Below are 17,144 nucleotides of genomic sequence, written 5' to 3'. Positions count from 1 at the left end.
TGGCGCGGGGGTATCTACGCTAATCTCGAGCTTTCACCCTGAAGATGTCAGGCCGCGGCCTTCGCGCGACGCGCGGCGGGCTTGCGACCAGGACCGCGACGCTTCCGGGGCGCAGGCTTGGCAGGACGGAACGACGCATAGAGCGCCGCGCCGACCGCGCCGATACCGAGCGCACCCAGCACCCAGGCATTGCGCGAAACGCCACCGACTGCGTTTCGGGCCACCGCCACGTCGCGCTTGAGGGTTTCGCCCAGGCCGTCGTCATCCTTCGGCGTCGGGGTGGCGTAAGCGTGCGGCATGCGGGACGATGAGATGTGGGACATAAGCTTACTCCGTGGCGTGAATTGCCCTAACCTACGGGAATGATGGGCAGTTCCATCGGGCACCGGCGCGGCGGGAAGACTGCGCGCGCAGCGCCCGATCGCGTTCAATCAATGTGCTCGACATCGTCACCCAATATCTGCGTCCACCTGTGCCGCCGCTCCTCGTAAACCGAGACTTTCGGCGCCGGAAAATCCGGGTCCGCAAAGGCGCCGACCGCGACGGCCGTCAGCCCGGGCATTCCCTCGCCGGCATAAGCCACGGTCGATCCGCAGACCGGGCAGAACCGATAGGTCGATCGGTTGCCCCTCTCCGCAATCCGATCCCATGCACACCACTCGCCGTCGATCGTCACCTGCGCGTCAGGCCAGCGCGCCTGCACCGAGAAAGCACTGCCGGTGCGTTGCTGGCACGCCAGGCAATGGCACACCGAGATCCGGACCGGATCGCCGACGCAATGGATCTTCAACTGGCCGCAACGGCACGAGGCGGTTCGCATGTGCGCATCATGCCGCGCTGCGGCTCGAAAATCCAATCGTGCCCCTTGCCGGTTCCCATATTCAACCGTTTTGGGTAGGAAAATCGACCGGCGTTTCGACAAAATCAATAGAATTGGTCGTCATAGAGACGGTTATGCCTCTCTTGGAATCGATCCGATGCGGGACCTTCAGAATATCATCCTGGAAATGGTTGCAACCGGGCAAGCACTGGACGCGACCATGGCGCGGTTATGCACCGAGGTGGAAAAGCGGCTACCCGACGTAATCTGCTCGGTGCTGAGGATCGATCGCGCCGGATCCTTGCGCCCACTGGCCGCACCAAGCCTGCCCGCTGCATTTTCGGCCGCCATCGATGGATTGGAAATCGGGCCGGAGATCGGCGCGTGCGGCGCCTGCGCCTATCTGCGCCACCCGGTGGCGACGACGGATATCGCCACCGATCCCAATTGGGCGGATTTCAAGGACCAATTGCTGCCGCTGGGGATCAGGGCCTGCTGGTCGAGCCCGATCCTGGGCGAGGATGGCGCCGTGCTGGGCTCCTTTGCGTTCTATTATAGCACATGCCGTGGGCCGCGGCCCGAAGAGGAAGCGATCGTCGATGCCTGCCTTCACCTGTGCATGATCGCGCTGGCGCGGTACGAGCGGGTGGCCGAGCGCGACCGGCTGGCCAACACCGATGCGCTGACCGGGCTTGCCAACCGCGCCTCCTTCAACGCGGCGCTCGATCGCCTGTCGTGCGGCGAGGCATCGGCCTGGGCGATCATGATCGTCGATCTGGATAATCTGAAGCGGACGAACGATACGTTCGGCCATCGCGCGGGGGACGATCTGCTGCAGGCCGTCGCGGAGAGGATCCTCGCGGCGGCTGGGCCCGTGCGCGTGTTCCGGCTGGGCGGCGACGAGTTCGCGCTGATCATCGCAGGCCCGGCGGCGCTCGAGGATATGGATGCGCTGGCACTGCGGATACTGGATTCGCTGCACCAGCCGGCGGTATGCGATGGCCATTCCATTCGTGCGCAGGCGACGATCGGCGCCGCGATGCTTTCGGCCGCCGATCGCCGGCCCGAGGATGTGCGGCAGAATGCCGACTTCGCCCTGTATCACGCCAAGGACCGCGCCAAGGGCGGCTATGTGCGCTACTGGCCGGGCATCGATTCCGCCATCGTCCGGCGATTGTCGGCCATCCGCGACTTGAACCTCGCGATCGCGGAGAGGCGGCTCAAGGCTTTCTACCAGCCGATCTTTCGCCTCGACAGCCGCGAGATCGTCGGTGCGGAGGCGCTATGCCGGCTGATCACGCGCGATGGCGATATCGTCCCGGCGGCCGATTTCGTCGAGGCCTTGTCCGATGCCCACGTCGCATGCGCGGTCACCGAGATCATGCTGGCGCAGGTCGCCGCCGATGTGCGGCACTGGCTCGATTGCGGCATACCGTTCCAGCATGTCGGCCTCAACATTTCGTTCGCCGATATCCAGAAGGGCGGGCTCGGCGCGGCACTGGCCGAAGCCTTTGCGCGCAATAACGTCCCGCTGCGGCACCTGATCGTGGAGATCACCGAGGATGTCTATATGGGACGGAGCGGCAACACGATCGTCCGCGAGGTGGAGGAGATGCGCGCTCTCGGCCTGAAGGTCGCGCTTGACGATTTCGGGACGGGCTTTGCATCGCTCACCCATCTGCTGACCGTGCCGATCGACATTCTGAAGATCGACAAATCCTTCCTTGCCGAACTGGATCCGGCAAAGCCGGGCGGGGTGATCGTCGAGGGGATCCTCACGATCGCCCGCAAGCTTGGTATTCGGGTCGTGGCCGAAGGCGTCGAGCGGGAAAGCCAGGCGGCCCAGTTGCAGGCGTTCGGGTGTGCGCTCGGCCAAGGCCATCTGTTTTCGAAAGCAGTCGATCGCGATGCGATGACCGATCTCCTCCTTCGCTTCGCCCAGCCTGCGGCATGCGAGCAGGGTTGATCTGGCCAAATCTGCCCGGCGCAGGGAGGATTTGACAGCCTCTGCGATTGCCCCGCGCGCGCCGCTGTGGCATTGCCTTTCCCCGATGACGACCCTCTTTACCCTCTTCAACACGGAGTATTGGCGCCCCCGATAGGGAGCGGCATGTTGTCATCACCCATGACCATGGCCGCCGTGACAGGCGCGCTTTCGGTCAGATCATACAGCCGCAGCCTGATTACGGTGGTCCTTACGAAAGGACCGTCAGTGATAGTTTGGAACGAAGATCCGCCCCTGGCCGCAACGCCGGGCACGCTGGCCGCGGGCTATGCCTTGCACGTCGGCGTGCCCGGCATCGCGGATTATCGCAGGTTGCGCGAAACCAGCGGACTCACCCCGCGCAGCATCGCGGCGGCCGAGGCAGGACTGCCGAACAGCTTCGCAGGCGTGCATGTGCGGCACGGCGATGCGGTGATCGGGATGGGGCGGATCGTCGGCGACGGGTCTCTGTTTCTCCATATCGTCGATATCGCGGTCGATCCGCTGCATCAGGGGCGCGGGATCGGCCGAGCGATCGTGGCGGCCTTGCTCGAACATATCGCGGCGCACGCCCCGGCCGAAGTGTATGTCAGCCTGATCGCCAACAGGAAGGCGCACCGGCTCTATGCGCAATTCGGCTTTGGCGAGGTCACGCCCGATGCGCGCGGAATGGCTTTGTGGATGCGGGGCGAGGCGCGGACGGCATAAGGGCGCGTCCCCCGCATTGCCGATGACGGGCGGTCAAATGATCGCGCAGCGCACCGCGGCGAACTTGCCGTCGACGACGTCGTAATGGATCATCTGCCGCATCTCGATCACCTGCCCCCGGGCGATCGGATGAAGTTCGCCGTAGCCCGCCGCCGCCAGCGTCTCGGCCGACAGGTCGCGCAGCCCCTCGATCCGCACGATCGCCTCCAGCGCCACCAGTTCCTCGCTCGACGCGAACCGTTCGACCGTGATCGCCTCGCTCGCATGGGCATGGAGGAAACCGTAGAAGCGCTTCAGCTCTTCGCGCGAGCGGATCGTGATGCCGAAGAAGGCGATGCTCGGACGTTCGATATAGAAATCGAACACGCCGTCATAATCGCGCGCGTTGAAGCGGCGGAGATATTCTTCATAGTCGGCACGTTGGATCAGCATGATGGACGAACCTCATATGGCAGTTTGAACGATTGGCGGCGCCAGCGATGCCGCGATCTGGATGAGTGCACCCTGACGCCGTAGCCTAACTTTGTCATATATTCCGCAGCAGATGCGTCGCGCTGTACAACCGCCAAGCCGCCGAATTCGGCGCGATGGAATTGATGAATCCGCCGGCATCCCCCTTTTTGGCGGACGCTGCACCGCCACCGCCCCGCTAAGGGCCGCCCGTGTCGGCGCCGGATGATGCGGACCGTCGATCCATTGCGGACAGACCGGGGGTACGATCGTGGGCCAAAGCATCATCCGACGCCGGCATCTGCCGGCTGCCGGGCGGACGACCGACTTGCCCCACCGGTCGAAGGCGTAGCAAAAGCAGTCGGGCTGTTCATCGATGTCTGGAACGGAGCGAGCGATGCGAGGAATCTGGATCGGCCTGGCCGCCACGGCGGCGGCCGCCCCTTCGGTGGCGTACGGCCAGGCGACCACGCGCTCGTGCGGCGCGGTCGAGGAAGCGGGCCCCGCCTGCCTGATGGCCCGGACGCCCCTTCCCGCGCTGCCGGCCGGCCCGGTTTTCTGGCATATCGATCGCTTTGCGTCGCGCGACGCCGCGGCGGGTGCCGGCATGGCGACGAGCACGGTCGTCGAGGCTTTCGGATCGACCTGGCTTTTCACGATCGCGCAACCGGACTGGCGGTCCAACGGCGGCGCGCATGTCGCGTCGATCGGGCCGCTCCCGATCGCGCCGGCTTCGACCTATGCCGCCGAATATCTCCGCTCGATCTTCAACCCCGGCACGACCGCGCCTCTCCACATCCATTCAGGGCCCGAAGCCTTTTTCGCCGTGACCGGCGACACCTGCCTCGAAACGCCCGACGGCGTCCAGATCGGGCGCGGACCAGGCAACAGCCTGATGATCAAGGCGGGGCCGCCGATGCTCCTCATGGCGATCGGCAAGGTTCCCCGCCAGGGCTTCGCGCTCATTCTCCACGACGCGGATCAGCCGCCGACGACGCTGACCCACATGTGGATGCCGCAGGGATTGTGCGCGCACCAGTTTTCAGCCGATCAGGCTTCGCCGCCGCACGGCGGCTGACGCGAAGGGGCAATGAGAGTACGACGCAACGACTCCCGTTCGTGTCGAGCGAAGTCGAGACACGGTAGCGCCCAACGTCCCTCGACTACGCTCGGGACGAACGGGTCCTGTTTGCGCGCCATGATCTGAACGGCACCGGCGATGCCCGCGCCGGTCGACAGGATCATGGCGGGCCGGCCGCGCCATGGCCTCACGGTGCCGGTTCGGCCGCGCGGGTGAGCCCCCGCCGTCCATCCTCCGAAACGGAGATACTTTCGCACGACACGATCGGAACGGCTGCGTAAGTGTCCGCCATGGCCGGCGGGGGCTGGCCGGAACTGGGGGAGGATGATCGATGAAGAGCATGTTGTTCGTTGCCGCGCTCGCGGCAGCGGCGCCGTCCGTCGCGCAGGAGCCGGTCATGGCGTCGGCGCAGCAGATGATCGTCGCCAGGAAGGCCGATATCGGATCGTCGCTGCCGAGCAATTCCGAAGTCTGGCTGAGCCTCAACAGCGGCCTGTCGTCCAAGAGCCTCAAGGTCGGCGACAAGTTCGATCTCACCGTCTCGCGCGACGTGATGATGGGCGATTATGTCGTCATATCCCGCGGCACGCCGGCGCATGGGCAGATTTCCTACCGCACCGGCAAGGGCGCGTTCGGCAAATCGGCGAAGATGGAATTCGATCTTGTCGACGTGCAGGTCGGGCAGCGCTTCATTCCGGTGAGCGGCCACTACCGGATCGAAGGACAAGGCAATACCGGCGCGGCGGTGGGCGCGGTCGTCGCCGTCGGCGTGTTCGGCGCCTTCGTCACCGGGCATAGCGCGGCGGCGGCACAGGGCAGCGAGTGGAAGGCCTACACCAAGGAGCCGCTGATGGTCGCGCTGGCGCCGAGCGCGCCCGCCCCGACCCCGGCCGCGACCGTCGCCACCGCCCCGGCGGCGTCCCCGGTTGCGGCGCAGGCCACGGTGACGCCGATCGCGTTGACGCGCAGCCCGAACTGAGCGCGGCGGGTGTCGGGCTCGGCGCGCGACGCGACGGGCCGGACACGCCCGCTTGGCCCCGCCGCGCAGCGTGGCGCCTGTTGCTCGATCGTTTTCCCGCGTGCCAAACGGTGTGAACCGATATGATCCCGCATCCGCCTGTCGCCCATATCGCCATCGCGCTTGCCCTGGCGGCGGTCACTCCGTCGCCGGGCGTCGCCTCCCCTTCCCCCGAACCGCCGCCGCTCAGCCTTGTCCCGCGAACAGCCGACACCGCGTCCGAACCCCGCCCTTCGCGCAGCATGCCGCCACTCGAAACGGTCGCGCGACCCGAGGAGCAGCCGGTGCTGGCCGCGCTGATGCGCGCCTTCGCGGGCATGCCCCAGCAGGATGTGAAAGGCCGCATGGCGGCGCTGGACAAGGCGCTCGCCGATCTGCCCCGGCCGACGAAACTGCGCGGGGTGATCCAGGCCACCCGCGCGCTGGCGCTTGCGCATATGGAGCGACCGGGCGAGGCGATGGCGGCGATCGACGAGGCGATCCGGCTGCTGCCCGATTATAGCGGCCCGCTGATGACGGCGGCCGAGATCCATCTCTATACGAACAATGCCGGGCTGGCCGCCGACGATCTGCTGCGCGCGATCGAGATCGATCCGGAGGCCGCGCGGGGCATACCGGATTACGATCTGGACGGGCTGATGCGCCGGCTGGACGGGGTGCGCGATCGCAAGCGTGCGCAATTGCTGGGCGATCGGCTGCTCGATCTCGGCTGGACCGGCGCCGGCGTGCGCAGTCGCACCGCATTGGCGAAGAGCGCGATCGAGCGCGCGGTCGAAGCGGGTGATCTGGCGCGGGCGCGACAGCTCATCCCCAGCCTGCTCGATCCGGCGGCGAGCTACGAATTGCTGTCGTTAAATGTCTATCGACGGATCTGGGGCGATCTGGAGACATGGGCCGGGCCGAAGCTCGAAGAGCAGTGGCGCCTGTATCTGGACGAGGCGAAGCGGCGCTGGGCGGCGAGCGGCGATCTGGAGCGCGGTGCGGATTATGCGCTGGCGCTCTCCGCGGCCGGCGCGCGGGATCGGCTGATCGCGGAATTCCTGCCCTTGTTCGATGGCCCGCACGATGCCGCCCGCGACTGGCAGATGCTGTATATCGTGCCGCCGCTGGCGCGCGCGCTGATCGGCAAGGCGCGGATCGACGACGCGATTGCGCTGTTCGATCGCGCGGGCAAGATCTGGCCGCTCGGCAGCACCGCCAACGCGCTCAACATCGCGGCGAACCGCGCGGTCGCCCTGCTCAACGCCGACCGGCCGGCCGAAGCGCTGCAACAGATCGACCTGGCGATCGCGGACAGCCATCGCTGGCAGGGCCAGGTCAATAGCGACGCGATCGCGGGGATGCATCAGGCACGCGCCTGTGCGCTCCATGCGCTCGGGCGCGACAAGGAGGCGGTCGTCTCGGCGACGATCGCAGCGCAGGCCGGGCATAGCGAGCCCGAGGTGGAGGTGGCGATCTGCATGGGCGACATGCCGGCCGCGCGCGCAGCCCTGATCAAGGGGCTGACCTACCCGGCGGAAAGGCCGAGCCTTGCCGTCTTCCTGCAACCGCAAGGCCAGCCCCCGGCGCCGACCGCGTATGCCCGGGCGCAGCGCGCGGCCACCGATGCGCTGCGGCACGATCCGCAGGTGCTGGCGGCGTTCGCGCCGTACGGGCGGATCATGGCCTATGCGGCGAGCGATGGGGCGAAGGAGGATTAGGGAGCGTTGGTCGATGGCGGGAATGACCCAGTTTCGGTCATTCGCGTCGCCTCCGCCACTTTCCAATTTCAGCCGCTCGTTAAGCTTCCGATTTTGGCTCGATCTGGCCGGTTGCCGCCAGGCAGGATGCAGGAGTTGGATCTGAGAAGGCGCCGTTCATGCCGTTCGCGATGCCCGGCATCAATTGTGCCTAACCCGCTTAAACCATGAGCGGCTGGCTGCTTATGCGACCCGGGGCCGTAGATGTGCAATCATGCACTGCACTGACCTCACCTGGTTCCACACGAATGGCGGCTCGATCGTGTTTCCCGAATGCGGACTCGAGTGTGATGCGCAACCGGAATGTTCGAGAAAAGATGGAGGGCGCTCGAGGTCTCGAACGCCCTCCGACAGGATCAGAAGCGCAGCTTCACACCGCCGCCGATTCGATAGCTGCCCTGCGTACCGCCGGTGGCATCGGCGTTCAGCTGGAGCTTCTGGCTGAGGTTCACCTGAAGTCCCAGGCCGGCATTGGCCCGATCCTTCGCCAGGCCCGGATTGTCGACCGTAACGGTGATCGGATCGATCGCCCCATCCGCGACGATCGCGGTATTGGCACCACCGAATTCGTGCAGATAGCCGGCCTTCACATAAGCGGTGACCATTGGGGTTAGCGCGTAGCCCAGCTTGCCGTCGAGCTTGGCCACCGTCCGGTTCTCCGTCGTGCGGCGCACGCCGAAGAGATCGAGCCCGCCGGGGGTCGAAGCCGTTTCGGTGAAGGAACCGAGCGTTTGGTGGACGCCCAGAATCTCGGCCGAGGCGTCGATCCAGATACGGTTGCTCTGGCGGGCATATTCGAAACCACCGCCATAGGTGTAGACGTGCGAACGGACGTCACCGAAATTCGCCGTCCCGCCGATCACACCGCGGCTGCCGTGCGCGGTGAAATCACCATACACCCCGCGCGCGACCAGCCGCAGTGCCTGGTCGGCCGTAACGGGCACCGACACGCCGGCACCGAACTGGTTGCCATTCACCTTCGCCTGGATCGCGTCGCCGTTAAAGCCGCCGGTGTGGCGGGTATAGGAGACGCTGACCTCGGCGAAGCGCAGATCACCCGCAAAACCGAGCGAGAAGCCGGTGTTGTGGAACTTGTTCTGCGAATAGCCAACCTCCTGACGACCATCGATGCGGTCATGCTCAACCGACCCCGTCGCGAACACCCGGCCCGGCTGGAGCTGCGTATAACCGCCGATCTCCGGCAGATTGTTGAGCGTAGCCGAACGGGCTTCGTCGAGAATGCCGGCATAGGCGTCAGGCGACCAGCGCTTGAGCACCTCGGTCACCGCCGCGGGGCCCGAGCCGAGCGCGGTCGAAACCGCCCCGATCAGGTTGCCCCCATAGTATTGCGCCACACCGCCGGCGTTGGTGACGAAGGTCGCCTTCATCGCCGCGGCCCCGGTCGCGGTGGTCGACACCGCCGCCGCGAACGCGTCGGGGGTGTAGCTGCCGAGACCATAGATCGTGCCGTTCGACAGGTTGAACGCCAGGTTGCCGGTGAAGCCCGTCTTTGTGACCGAGCCGAACGCGCCGTTCACACGGCCAAGGCCGTAACGGAACAGTTGGATCCCCTTACCGAGCGGCAGTTCGTACCCGTTCGTGGACGAGGACTTGCTGATCGCGAGCGTCGAGCCCGCTTGAAGCGTCAGCGTGCCGCTGACGATCACTAGATCGTTGCCGCCTGCCACGCCGGCACCGTTGGCACCGTCGATCTGCATCGCGGCCACGCCCTGATTGCCATAGGTCAGGTTGGTGAAGGTCATCACGCCCGGCGAGTTGCCCGGTGCGATCGTACCCCCGCTGGTGCCGCCCACCGTCGTGTTGCCGGTCACCGTACCGTTACCGGTCAGCATGCCGCCACCGTTGATCAGCGTGGTGCCGCTGTTCAGCGTGCCGAGGCCCGCCCCAGCCTGGCCCACATCGATCCCGTTGCCGAGATGCAGCACACCGTTGTTGGTGATCGTCGTGCTGTTGGCGACGACGGTGCCCTGCAGGTTCAGGAGACCGTTGGCGACCGAAAGGGTCTGGGTGTTGATCGTCGTGTTCGGACCCACATTGACCGTGCTGCCCGACACCGCCAGGCTGTTGACGCTCGACGTGCCCGCACCATTGAAGGTGAAGGTGCCCGAGGCGACCTTGACCGAACCGGTGCCGGTGATCGCGCCGGTGAAGGTGCCGCCATTGTTCAACGTCAGGTTGTTGGTGGCGATCGACAGGGTGCCGTTGCCGCCCAGGTCGCGGATCGTCTGATCCGAAAGGAGTGTCAGCGTACCGCCGGTCGCGACGTTGACCGAGAGCGCATTGTCGAGCGCGCCGGCCTGCTGCACCGTGACGCCGCCCTGGTTGATGGCCAGCGCCGCCGGGGCGATGCTGTCATTGCCGCCCGAGAGCGTCAGCGTGGCGGCGCCCGTCTTCACGAGCTTGCCGTTGCCGCTGATGCTGCCGGCAAAGGTGCCGTCGACCGTCTGGTTGACGACATATTGGCTGGCATTGGCGAGAACGATCCTGCCGCCGGCGCCCGAGAGCGATCCGGTGGCCAGCCCGGCATTGGCGGTCAGCGTACCGGCATTCTGCTGGTAGGACCCGGCAACCGACAGAGCGTCGTTGCTGGTGACCGTGCCGCTGTTGACGAGGCTGCCGAACTGCACCGTGCCGCCGGTGGCGAGCGCGATCGCGCCGCTGTTGACGACCGCGCCGGTCACCCCGAGCGGTGCCGAAGCCGACACCGTACCGGCATTGGCAAGGCTGCCAAGGCTGGTACCCACGCCGCCCAACGCGGCGGTGCCGCCTTGAACGTTGTTGAGCTGCCCGTCGACCACCAAGGTGCCCGCCGAGGCGAACTGGCCGCTGTTGGTCACATTGCCGGTCACGTGCGTCACCGAACCCGACTGGAGCGACAGGCTTGCGGCATTGACGACCGCGGAGGTAACGAACTGGTTCGCAACCGTCGCGGTGCCGTTGTTGGTCAGGGTACCGCCGATCGCGGTGCTGCTGCCGTTGAACGCGATCGTGCCCGTATTGGCAACGTCGCCATTGGCGGCAAACTTGGCGTTGAGCGCCGCATTGCCACTGTTTGCGAGGCTCGCCACCCCATAATCGGCGTTCGCGGTCAGCGTCCCGGCGTTGGTGACGGCGCCGACAACGTCGGCCGTGCCGACGACGAGGGCCGCCCCTTGGGCGATGTTGATCGCCAGCGTGTCGGCGAAGGTGCCACCGCCGGTCGTGTCGATCGCGCCCGCATTCACCGTCAGGCCGCCGACGAAGGTGTTGGCGCCCGTCAGGGTGAGGGTGCCGGCACCCGTCTTGGTCAGCGAGCCTGCGCCGGAGAAGATGCCGGCATAGGTGCTGTCGCCCGACTGATCGAGGACGAGGCTGTTGGCGACGGTTCCGTCGATACCGCCCAAGGCCACGTTGCCGGTGCTGGCGCCTGCGAAGGTCGGCGTATGGATGGTGCGGGTCACCGCGCCGTCCCCCGTCAGCACCGTCAGGCCGTTGTTGACCACGCCACCGCTGGTGGTGAGATCGGCACCGAGCGCGACCGCGCCCTCGTTGGTGAGGGTTGCGATCGACTGGTCGGCGGCAAGGGCAAGAGCGCCCTGCTGCGCGACGTTCACGGCCAGCGCCTGGCCGAGCACGTTGGCGGTCTGCGCGACCACCACGCCCTGCTGTACGTTGAGCGCCGCCGGGGCGAAGCTGCCCACGTCGCCGGCCAGCGCCAGCGTTGCCGCTCCGGACTTGTTCACCACCCCGAGGCCGACGACCGAGCCCAGATAGGCACCGTCATTGATCTGGTTGATGGCGAAGCTGGTCCCGCCCGCCAGGATGACCGAACCGCCCTGGCCCGAGAAGCTGCCGGTCGAGAGGTTGGCATTGGCATTGAGCGTGCCCGCATTCTGCACGTAGGCTCCCGTCACGGTCAGCGCCGCATTGGCGGTGATCGTTCCGGCATTGACCAGAGTGCCGAAGGTCGGGGTGGAGGTTGCAGCCAAGGTCACGGTGCCGGTCGACGCATTGTCGACCGTTCCGGCGACCGACAGCACGCCAGCGCCATAAACGGTCCCGGCATTGGCCAGGTTGCCGCCGATCAGCGCGTTCGAGCTGGCAGCGAAGGTAAGGTTCGCACCGACCGCGTTGGTGACGTCGCCGCTGGTGACCAAAGCCGCATTGACCGTCGCCGCGCCGGTGTTGCCGATCGTGCCGACGCCGAGATCGGCATTGGCGGTCAGCGTGCCGGCATTCTGGATCGAGCCGACGACGTCGGCGGTTCCGACCGTGTAAGCCGCACCCTGCGCCACCGTGACAGCGAGGGTATCGGCGAGCGTACCGCCGCCGGTCGTGTCGAGCGTACCGGCATTGACCGCGAGGCCGCCAGTGAAGCTGCTCGCGCCGGTCAGGTTCAGCGTGCCTGCGCCCGTCTTCGTGAGCGAGCCTGCACCCGAGAAAGTGCCGGCATAGGTGCTGTTGCCCGACTGATCGATCACCAGGGTGTTGGCGACCGTGCCGTCGGCGCCGCCCAGCAGGACCTGGCCGCTGCTGGCGCCTGCGAACGTCGGCGTGTGGATCGTGCGGATCACCGCGCCCTCGCCGGTCAGGACGATCACGCCGTTATTGGTGACGCCACCGCTGGTGGTGAGATCGGCACCGAGCGCGACCGTCCCGTCATTGGCGAGCGTCGCGATCGACTGGTCGGCCGAAACCCCGAGCCCGCCGTCCGAAAGCACCTTCACGACCAGCGCCTGGCCGAGCACGTTGGCGGTCGACGCGACGACCCCGCCCTGCTGTACGTTCAGCGCCGCCGGAGCGAAGCTGCCCGCATCGCCGGCGAGGACCAACGTCGCCGCACCCGCCTTGTTCACCACGCCGAGACCGACGACCGAGCCCAGATAGGCACCGTCCTTGGTCTGGTTGATGGCGAAGCTGGTGCCGCCTGCGAGGTTCACGACGCCGCCGAGGCCCGAAAAGCTGCCCGTGGCGATGTTGGCGTTGGCGTTCAGCGTGCCGGCATTCTGGGTATAGGCACCCGTTACGGTGAGTGCGGCATTGGCAGTTACCGTGCCCGAGTTGATCAGGCTCCCGAAGGTCGGGGTCGACGCCGAAGACAGGCTGATCGTGCCGGTAGCCGCATTGTCGACCGTGCCTGCGACGGACAGGACGCCCGACGCCTTCACGCTGCCCGCATTGGCGAGGTTGCCGCCGATCGACGCGTTCGAGCTACCCGCGAAGCGCAGGTTGCCATCGACCGTGTTCACGACGTCGCCGGTCGTGTTCAGGCCGGCATAGACGACGGCCGTGCCGCTGTTGCCGATCGTCGCGACGTTCAGATCGGCCGTGGTGGTGAGCGCACCGGCATTCTGAATCGAGCCGACCGTGTCGTTGGTGCCGACATTGAAGGCCGCACCCTGCGCCACCGAAATGGCGAGGTTGTCGGCCAGCGTGCCGCCGCCGGTCGTGTCGATCATTCCGGCATTGATCGCCAGGCCACCGGTGAAGGTGTTGGCGCCGGTCAGGGTCAGGATGCCCGTGCCCGTCTTGGCGAGCGAGCCCGCCCCGGTGACGACACCGGCGTAGATGCTGTTGCCCGACTGATCGACCACCAGGGTGTTGCCGAGCGTACCGGTCGTGCCGCCGACGTTGATCACGCCCGTCGCGCCACCGGCCAGGCCTGCCGTGTGGATCGTGCGGGTCGCGGCGGTCTCGGTGCCGTTGGCGAGCGTGCCGATGACGTCGATCTCGCCATTGTTGACGACAGTACCGCCCGTGGTGAGATCGCCGACCAGCGACCAGGTGCCGTCGTTGACGACATTGCCCGCCGTCGTGTCCGCCAACTGCCGGACGATGCCGCCCGACTGGTTGTTGAACAGGCCGCTTACGGCGGTTGCCCCCATCAGGCCGATGACGCCGCTATTGTTGATCGACGATGCGTTGAGCGTCGAGGCGAACCCCGCGATGCCCGCATTGTTGATCGCGCCGGCATTGATCGCACCGGCCGCCAGCAGCGAACCGCCCAAGGCGACGTTCACGGTCGTCAGCTTCTCGGCACCGCCGAGCTGCAGGGTGCCGCCGTTGATGGTCACATAGCCGCCCGCCGACGTGTTCATCAGGCGGCCGATCTGCGAACCGTTGACGGTCGTGAGCGTGCCATTGTTGAGCGTGACGCCGTTGAGGCTGTTCTGTGCCGACAGCACCAGAGTGCCGTCGAAGCCGGTGTCGTTGACGTTCAGCGTGCCGTTGGCGATCGCGCCCGTCATCAGCGCATCGTAAGCTGCACTGTTGCCGCTGTTGTGGTAGACCGCGATCTGGCCGCTGCCGCCATTGAGGTTGATCGCGTTCTTGAACGTCACCGTGCCGGTGGCGTCGGTTGCGTCCGATCCGAACAGCAGCGTCGAGGTGGTCGGCACGAAGCCGCCCGCGCCCCACACCAGGGTAGGCCCGACGCCGCCGTTGAGCGAGCCGAGGTTCACGACCAGCCCGTTCGACGTGGCGGCGAAACCGCCGCTGCCGGAGAAGTAGACGTTGGTCGGGCCGGTACCGACCGCACGCGTGATCGTGCCGCCCGACAGCAGGACGCCTGCCGTCGTCAGCGACAGATTGTTGCCGATCGTGCCCGATCCGCTGAACTGGATCTGGCTGAACGGATTGATACCGGTGCCGTCCTGCGCCTCGAGCGTTCCGCCCGAGATGTTGGTGGCTCCAGTATAGGTGTTGGTGCCGAACAACTGCACGGTGCCGCCGCCGCCGATGTTGAGCGAGGCGCCCTGGCCGGCCGCGATCGAGCCGCCGATGCTGGCCGAGCTATCGTCCGCGATCGAATCGTAGAAGGTGATCGTGCTGCCGACGCCCGGACGCAGATTGACGGTCGAGCCCGTCATCATGAACAGATCGGCACCCGCCGACGATCCGCTTGCACCGCCGTTGCTGCTCGATCCGGCCAGCGCCGCATTGTTCTGGAAGATCGAGTTGCCGGTGATCGTCAGCGTGCCGCCGTTACGGACGAAGATCGCACCGCCATAGCCCGAACCGCCCTGGCCGCTCTGGCCGGCCGAAGAACCGGTACCGCCGCCGAAGCCCGCAGTGCCGCCCGCGCCGGCGGAGCCGGCAATTCCGTTATTGCCCGCAGCGCCGCCGGCACCGCCATTGCCGCCGCCGGCGCCGAAGCCGCCCGCGCCGCCACTGCCGCCGGCACCGCCGGCACCACCGATCGAGTTGGATTCGGCACCGTTGCCGCCATGGCCGCCGGTGCCGCCCATGCCACCGCCGAAGTAAGCGGTGCCGTCGCCGCCGTTGCCGCCCTGGCCGCCCGAGCCGCCGAGCGCCACGAGGCCCTGCTTCTCCGCGATCTGCCAGGCGACGAGCTGGGTCGTGTCGAACACGACATGCGCCGCATCGACCACGGTGTGCGCGATGTCACCCGCCACCGAAGGCAGGGTGAAGAGCCCGGCCGCGTCGTCGGCGGTGCTCAGGAAATCCGCGACCAGGCTGGCCGTGTCGAGCGCCAGGCCGGTGATCAGCGTCTTGTTCGTGGCGGAGCCGTTGCTGCCGTTGCCGCCGTTTCCGCCATTGCCGCCGGCGGCATTGGTGCCGGTCTTGCCGCTGGTGGCGTTCGAGCCCGGCGAGCCTTCGCCGTTATCGAAGGTGGCGCCGAAGCTGGTGCCGGTCTGGCCGTTCGAGCCGTTGGCGCCCACCGTGCCCGGTGCCTTCAGCCCGTTGAGCGAGCCGCCCGCATTGGCCGAGGCCAGCGCGGGATCGACGACATAGGTGATGGTGTTGGTCGAAGCGTCGATGCCGGTGATGCGGGCATTGGCCGGGATCGAGGTGCCGGTGATCGCATCGCCGACGCGGAAGCCGCTGACCGAGGTGAGCTTCACCGATCCGGGCGCCGAGGCGACGACCGGATCGATCGTCAGCAGCAGGTTGGAATTGTTGATCGCGTTGACCGCCGCCGTGCCGAGCGCGCTGCTCAGCGTGACGTCATTGCCGTTGATCGCGACGATCTTGGTGCCGACAGGGATGCCGATGCCGCTGACCGTCTGCCCGACAGCGAAGCCTGCAGTCGAGGACAGGCTCAGCACCGCATTGCCGCTGTTCGACACGAGCGGATTGAAGCTGGCCTTGATATCGGTCGCGGTCGTCAGGTTGACGTTGTTCGACAGGGTGACCGTGGTGATGGTGCCGCCCGTCTCCGGATCGGTATCGGTGGAGACCGCAGTCACCTTAGTGCCGGCAGGCACGCCGGTGCCGGTAACGGTCATGCCGACCGCGAAGCCCGCGAGCGGGCCGGTCGAGATCAGGGTGTTCGAATTGGTGTTGCCGTTCACCGACGACTGCACGCGCGAGAAATCATAGGTCTGCGCGTTGACGACGTAGAAGGACTGGTTGGCCGGTAGCAGATAGGCGTTGCCGTTCGCATCCTTGGCGGTGATCGATGTGATATTGTTGTTGGCATCGCGGTTCACCTGATCGACGATGACGCCGGTCGGGATGCCGTTGCCGACGATCGTCATGCCCGACTGGACCGCCGTCGCCGAGTTGGACGAGAAGTTCCAGGCATCGAGGCCGCCGCCGAGGGTCGTGCGGGTCACCTTGTTGACGCCGTTGCCGTCGGTCAGGGTCAGCGCCTTGGTAAGGGTCAGCGTTTCGCTGCCGTCCGCATTGATCGTGGTATCGCCGATAGCCGAGCTGTAGGAGGCGCCTTGGCCGACGCCGACGCCGCTGCCAACGCCGACCAACGTATTCTGCGCCGAAAGCGTGAGGCTGGAAACCTGAACCGAATCGGTCAGCGCATCATAATGCGCGCCGACGCCGGTGTTGTACTGCACATAGGCCGAGGCATCGGTGGTCGCGCCGGCGACCGAGAAAGCGATCGATGCAGCCGAGTTGACCTTGACGCCGCCGCCCTGACCTCCGGTCACGGTGTTGTTCGCAAAGCTGACATTGGTGAGGCTCAGCGACGCACCGGTATCGATGAAGAATACGCCGCCGAGGCCCGCGCCACCGCCCGACCCGCTGCCGCCGACCGTTCGGAAGTTCGTATAGACGGTCTGGCTGTTCGAATTGCCGACCGAGACCGTTGGACCGGTCACGTTCGAATTGGTTGTCGCCAAAGCGTTGTTGGTCGTGACGAACTGACCCGTGCCCCCGTTACCATTCACCACCGATACGGTGGTCTGGGCGCTAGCGAAGGACGAACTGACTGCGGCGATGATGACGGCGGCGGTCGATGCAAGCAGGTGGACACGGCTCTTCAAGATGACTTTGCTCCCCAAGCGGCGTAGGTCTTGTGGCGCAGCAATCCTGCCTTGCCGGCGCACGCCGGCAAGCGATCGATTCACCCGAATGACGTACGA

General features: G+C 66.6%; 9 protein-coding genes. 5 read left to right on the top strand and 4 right to left on the bottom strand.

The genetic code is table 11. The features are described from left to right. Positions 1 to 47: 47 nt before the first annotated feature. The gene (locus AB4Z44_RS21950; RefSeq protein ID WP_404711777.1) at positions 48 to 323 is read right to left on the bottom strand and encodes a hypothetical protein; all 276 of its coding nucleotides are present in this window, start codon (positions 321 to 323) and stop codon (positions 48 to 50) included. Between the two features lie 104 nt (positions 324 to 427). Beyond that, positions 428 to 820: a GFA family protein gene (locus tag AB4Z44_RS21945; protein WP_404711776.1), complete on the bottom strand. Its 393-nt coding sequence runs from the start codon at positions 818 to 820 to the stop codon at positions 428 to 430. Positions 821 to 890: 70 nt separating this feature from the next. Here AB4Z44_RS21945 and AB4Z44_RS21940 point away from each other — a divergent pair, with 70 nt between their 5' ends. Together AB4Z44_RS21940 and AB4Z44_RS21935 are read left to right on the top strand one after the other, a co-directional pair. Beyond that, positions 891 to 2,786, top strand: a complete 1,896-nt coding sequence (locus tag AB4Z44_RS21940; RefSeq protein WP_404711775.1) for a putative bifunctional diguanylate cyclase/phosphodiesterase — start codon at positions 891 to 893, stop codon at positions 2,784 to 2,786. 246 nt (positions 2,787 to 3,032) lie between these two features. Continuing rightward, complete coding sequence (locus AB4Z44_RS21935) at positions 3,033 to 3,512, top strand: GNAT family N-acetyltransferase (protein WP_404711774.1); 480 nt, start codon at positions 3,033 to 3,035, stop codon at positions 3,510 to 3,512. 33 nt (positions 3,513 to 3,545) lie between these two features. Here the strand turns inward: AB4Z44_RS21935 and AB4Z44_RS21930 are convergent, their stop codons facing one another. Then, on the bottom strand, positions 3,546 to 3,944 hold the full coding sequence (locus tag AB4Z44_RS21930; protein WP_404711773.1) for a nuclear transport factor 2 family protein: 399 nt from the start codon (positions 3,942 to 3,944) through the stop codon (positions 3,546 to 3,548). 415 nt (positions 3,945 to 4,359) lie between these two features. On the opposite strand from AB4Z44_RS21930, the gene AB4Z44_RS21925 reads away from it, so the two are divergent. The 3 genes from AB4Z44_RS21925 to AB4Z44_RS21915 all read left to right on the top strand — a co-directional run bounded on the left by AB4Z44_RS21925 (position 4,360) and on the right by AB4Z44_RS21915 (position 7,761). Then, a complete protein-coding gene (locus tag AB4Z44_RS21925; protein WP_404711772.1) occupies positions 4,360 to 5,040 on the top strand; it encodes a hypothetical protein in 681 nt (226 codons plus the stop codon). A 334-nt stretch (positions 5,041 to 5,374) separates the two neighbouring features. After that, positions 5,375 to 6,022: a hypothetical protein gene (locus AB4Z44_RS21920; protein WP_404711771.1), complete on the top strand. Its 648-nt coding sequence runs from the start codon at positions 5,375 to 5,377 to the stop codon at positions 6,020 to 6,022. A 122-nt stretch (positions 6,023 to 6,144) separates the two neighbouring features. After that, positions 6,145 to 7,761 carry a hypothetical protein gene (locus AB4Z44_RS21915; protein WP_404711770.1) on the top strand — a complete coding sequence of 539 codons (1,617 nt, stop codon included), beginning with the start codon at positions 6,145 to 6,147 and terminating at the stop codon, positions 7,759 to 7,761. A gap of 395 nt (positions 7,762 to 8,156) precedes the next feature. On the opposite strand, the gene AB4Z44_RS21910 is transcribed toward AB4Z44_RS21915, so the two are convergent. After that, positions 8,157 to 17,045, bottom strand: coding sequence for an autotransporter-associated beta strand repeat-containing protein (locus AB4Z44_RS21910; protein ID WP_404711769.1), 8,889 nt, complete (start codon positions 17,043 to 17,045; stop codon positions 8,157 to 8,159). Between the last annotated feature and the right edge of the window lie 99 nt (positions 17,046 to 17,144).

This window comes from Sphingomonas sp. MMS24-J13 (assembly GCF_044905095.1).
In the GTDB taxonomy this organism is placed as follows: domain Bacteria; phylum Pseudomonadota; class Alphaproteobacteria; order Sphingomonadales; family Sphingomonadaceae; genus Sphingomonas_I.
Note: the sequence above shows the minus strand (reverse complement) of the source record. Positions and strands in the feature narration are given on the sequence as shown.